The following is a 3500-nucleotide window of genomic DNA, read 5'->3' as shown; positions in this document are numbered from 1 at the left end:
ACGTCACCATCACCCGCCGGAACACCGGCCTCGGTAGCGGGATCACCCGCTATTATTTTGCGCGCGCTCGCGACCAGTGGGGCAACCTCTCTGCGTTTTCCGCCAGCGTCTCGGCCACCACCCCATAAATTTAGAGGGCGACATGCCTGCACCTACTTTTGACCTTGCCGTCACTGGCACGGCTCCCAATCAGCTTGCCACAGAGGCCGGTCTTGAGGCCGGTATTAACGCCGCGCTTCTGGCAACTTGGAATGGGGTGCTGGCCAACGCTGGCAAATCCTTCCGCAGCCGCGCCGAGGCGGTCGCCTTTGGGCAAGAGAACCTGCCTGTTTCTCTTGGGGCGATCACAGTGCTCGAGGGTGGCGCGCTTGTCTCCCGCGTGCCTGGAAATGCTGCGGGTGAAGACAATCTTTTTTCCACCTATCCGCAGTGGTCGGTCGCATTGCGCATCGACGCAGCAGAGCTGATGGGTCAAGCGACTTCCAACGCATCCGCGATCGGCGGTATTCTAACGCCCCTCTTGATCGGCCCGCCAAGCTTTTACCGTGCGGCAACCGCTGTGCTCCAAGATCGTGTCTATGTGTTTGATCGTCTCAATTCGGTGGCCAACCGGGCCGCATGGGTGCGGTTCCATGCGCATGAAGCGGGAACGGTTTTGGTCAAAATGTTCGCACGCAACGGCGATAATTTTTCGCAGATTGGCGCTGATATTCCGGTGCCTGCGAAGGTGGGGGTCAATATTATACCGGCAGAGTTTGATGTACCTGCTGGCTGCTATGTGGGTTTTTACGCGCCTGGCATTGTCTCCCACTCGAATGGGACTGGGATCGGATTTTTTGAGGGGGTGAGCGGCAACGAGGCCGCGTTCACAGACCCCACGCCAGCAACGACGCGCATCATTAATTTTAGCTTGGAAATGTCGACAGTGGTGCGATCCACGGACAGCCAAGTCGCGCAAGAGTTTGGCATCTACAACATGCCGTTCAATCCCAGCAGCCCGGTCCAAGATAAAACCTTTGTTTTTGCCGGAAAAGCAGCCGCCGATTGTGTCATCCGAACAGTAAAACTGACCGCCAGAGCTGCGGGCAAAGTAGCTGTCAAAATCTTTACGCGTGATGATGCCTCTGGATATTGCGATCAGTTCGGCGAAGATATTTGGCTCACTGCGGAGGCCGGGGAGAACCTCTTTAGCGGCCTTGCTATCACCGTCCCTAAAGGCGGTATGCTTGGTGTTTATGGCGTTGGCGTACTGGGTCACGCCCCAGGGGCGGTACAAAATCCTGCGACACAGGCGTTTTACGAAAATACCAGTGGAAATAGCTCGTCATTTATGGATGCAACTGCGGCATCAACGACGTCGTTATGTGTTGGTGCATCGACCATCGTAGAGACGGCTAGTCTCGGCGTGAGTTCTGGCGTCATTGATGCCGCAGTTGCTGTTGATGCTATGACCATCCTCCCCTCTGTTACGCTTGGGCGATCAGGAGTAAGGCGAGGGCGTGTGACTGGGGCAGTTATGCCGATTTCTCCACCTGCCTTCGGGATGACGCGCTATGATTTGCTTGTGTTTGACATGGCGGCATCGACCTTCTCTGTGTTGAATGGTGTTGAGCGGACGGTCGGCTATGCGATCAGTCAGCCCAAAGCCGCATTGCCGTCGCAAAAGCCGATTGCCGTGCTCAAGGTCACTGACGCGACTGTTTCCCCGGTCATGGTGCATGATGTCATCGATGGAGAGATTTCGGATCTCGCCGCAGATCTGGAGGTCAAGCGGGCGCGAAACCGCGCTCTGATCCCGCGAACCATCCATATGATCCGGGGCCAGCGGCCGCTGCGCATGCTCGGTTTTGGCGATAGCCTTACGGCCATTCAGGGCGGGGCGGTTTCAACCACCGAGATAAACGGGGCAAATCGGGACTACGCCACCGCGCCTCTGACTAACGCTAACCATTACCTGCGTGATGGCTATTCAGACGAAGTTGTGGATGCGTTGCCGCTTTACACATCTGTCCAGTTGGGCCGAGCCGATGATGGCGCGGGGCAGATCCACAGCCGGATTGGCATCAACTGGGAGGTTGTGGCCGCACTGGAGCGCGCCGGTTACGCACTTGGCGTCGATCTTTGGTATGACAATCTCGGATGGTCAGGGCGCGCTACCGCAGCTGCCGTATCTGGCACCACCCCGACAGAATGGCTAGAGGCGGCTAAAGCTACCGTTGCTGACCTGGTAATTGTCGGACTGGGCATGAACGAGCGAGGCAACGCCGGGACGCAGGGACGGATGGTTATTATCATCAACGAGTTGATCGCATCAGGAAAGGAAGTCATCGTGCTTGACTGCCCGCGCCCGCGCAACGGCAACTATTATGAGTGGCAGTATACCACGGAGGCTCTACGCGGTGCGGCTGAGTTCTGCGAGGTGCCGTTCGTGAGCTATGGTCACTTGGCGGCCGGCGCAAACCTACGTTCCTTCGGAATGCATTCAAGCGATGTCTGCGAGGCCAACAGAATCAATCACCCCGGGTTGCTTGAGTTGGCCGGATATGGACGGGAGGTATCCAAGCTGCTGTTGGGCTGAGTGGGTTTGCTACCATTCTTCATGGACCCCGCCTCAGGTGGGCTTTTCCATGCGCAGGGACGCGGAGGCCCAACTCGACGTCCCTGCGCAGGCTGGCTGCGTCTTACCCAGGGAGGGCGTGGCGCAGCTAGGCATTGAGGGAGCAATGCTGGGAAAGGTTATCCTGAGATTGGATTGCCTCAAGTCAGACCTTTCTCTGACGCAAGGCCGCTCATTGTACACGATCGGGGGACAAAAAACGCGGGGACTCAGCAGATCTCCCCGCGCCAGTTTCGGCCCCTGCTAACTGCATAGGGACAGGGGCCGCGTTCGACCCGAGCTTGGTGAACGCCCCGATCTTAATCACGGGCCAGTCTATCGCAAGCATCATTTCATGCGCAGGAGGCGCAATGACAGACGATCCGATACCGATCTGGGCCTCGATCAAGGCGGCCATCGTCGCGATTCCTGTGCTGGGTGCCGCGCTCTGGGGCGGCCTTGGCGGGGCGACCAACGCGCTGGTGATCAAGGTGACCGCTCTAGAGGCCATCCGGCACATCGCCATTGGGGCCGCCATCGCTGCGGGGCTGGGCGGTTTAGGCGCGCCGCTGCTTGGCCACTGGCTCGGCCTGCCGCCCGGAACACTCAACGCCCCTGAAGGTGCAGCAGGTGGCACCGCTGCCTATCTGACCGGCTCGCTTGGCGCGGCCATCTTCGAGGTGCTGTTGCATCGCATCAGAGGGGGGAGGTTGCCCCGTGACAATCCGTGACCCGAGACCCGAAGTAAGCTGCCCGCTACGCGCGTTTCTGGTGCGCGTGATCATGGCGGGATGTGTCGTCGTAGCTTGGTCAGTGATGCACTGAACGGCCCCCGTAAGAAATGCGCGCACAAAACAACGGGGGCCTGGCTCGTCACTTCTCCCAAAATAACGAGCTTACAGCG

General features: G+C 58.7%; 2 protein-coding genes. Both read left to right on the top strand.

The window, feature by feature from the left end; translation table 11 throughout:
* The first annotated feature begins 142 nt into the window (after positions 1 to 142).
* The gene (locus RTS12_RS20425) at positions 143 to 2578 is read left to right on the top strand and encodes an SGNH/GDSL hydrolase family protein (protein WP_312531944.1); all 2436 of its coding nucleotides are present in this window, start codon (positions 143 to 145) and stop codon (positions 2576 to 2578) included.
* Between the two features lie 389 nt (positions 2579 to 2967).
* Positions 2968 to 3327 carry a hypothetical protein gene (locus RTS12_RS20420; RefSeq protein ID WP_312531942.1) on the top strand — a complete coding sequence of 120 codons (360 nt, stop codon included), beginning with the start codon at positions 2968 to 2970 and terminating at the stop codon, positions 3325 to 3327.
* The last annotated feature ends 173 nt before the right edge of the window (positions 3328 to 3500 follow it).

This window comes from Paracoccus sp. (in: a-proteobacteria), assembly GCF_032007265.1.
Lineage (GTDB): Bacteria > Pseudomonadota > Alphaproteobacteria > Rhodobacterales > Rhodobacteraceae > Paracoccus.
Note: the sequence above shows the minus strand (reverse complement) of the source record. Positions and strands in the feature narration are given on the sequence as shown.

Bases quoted from the DNA above. Each gene is read 5' to 3' on its own strand.
- RTS12_RS20420 (WP_312531942.1), top strand. From the start codon at position 2,968: ATGACAGACGATCCGATACCGATCTGGGCCTCGATCAAGGCGGCCATC.
- RTS12_RS20425 (WP_312531944.1), top strand. From the start codon at position 143: ATGCCTGCACCTACTTTTGACCTTGCCGTCACTGGCACGGCTCCCAAT.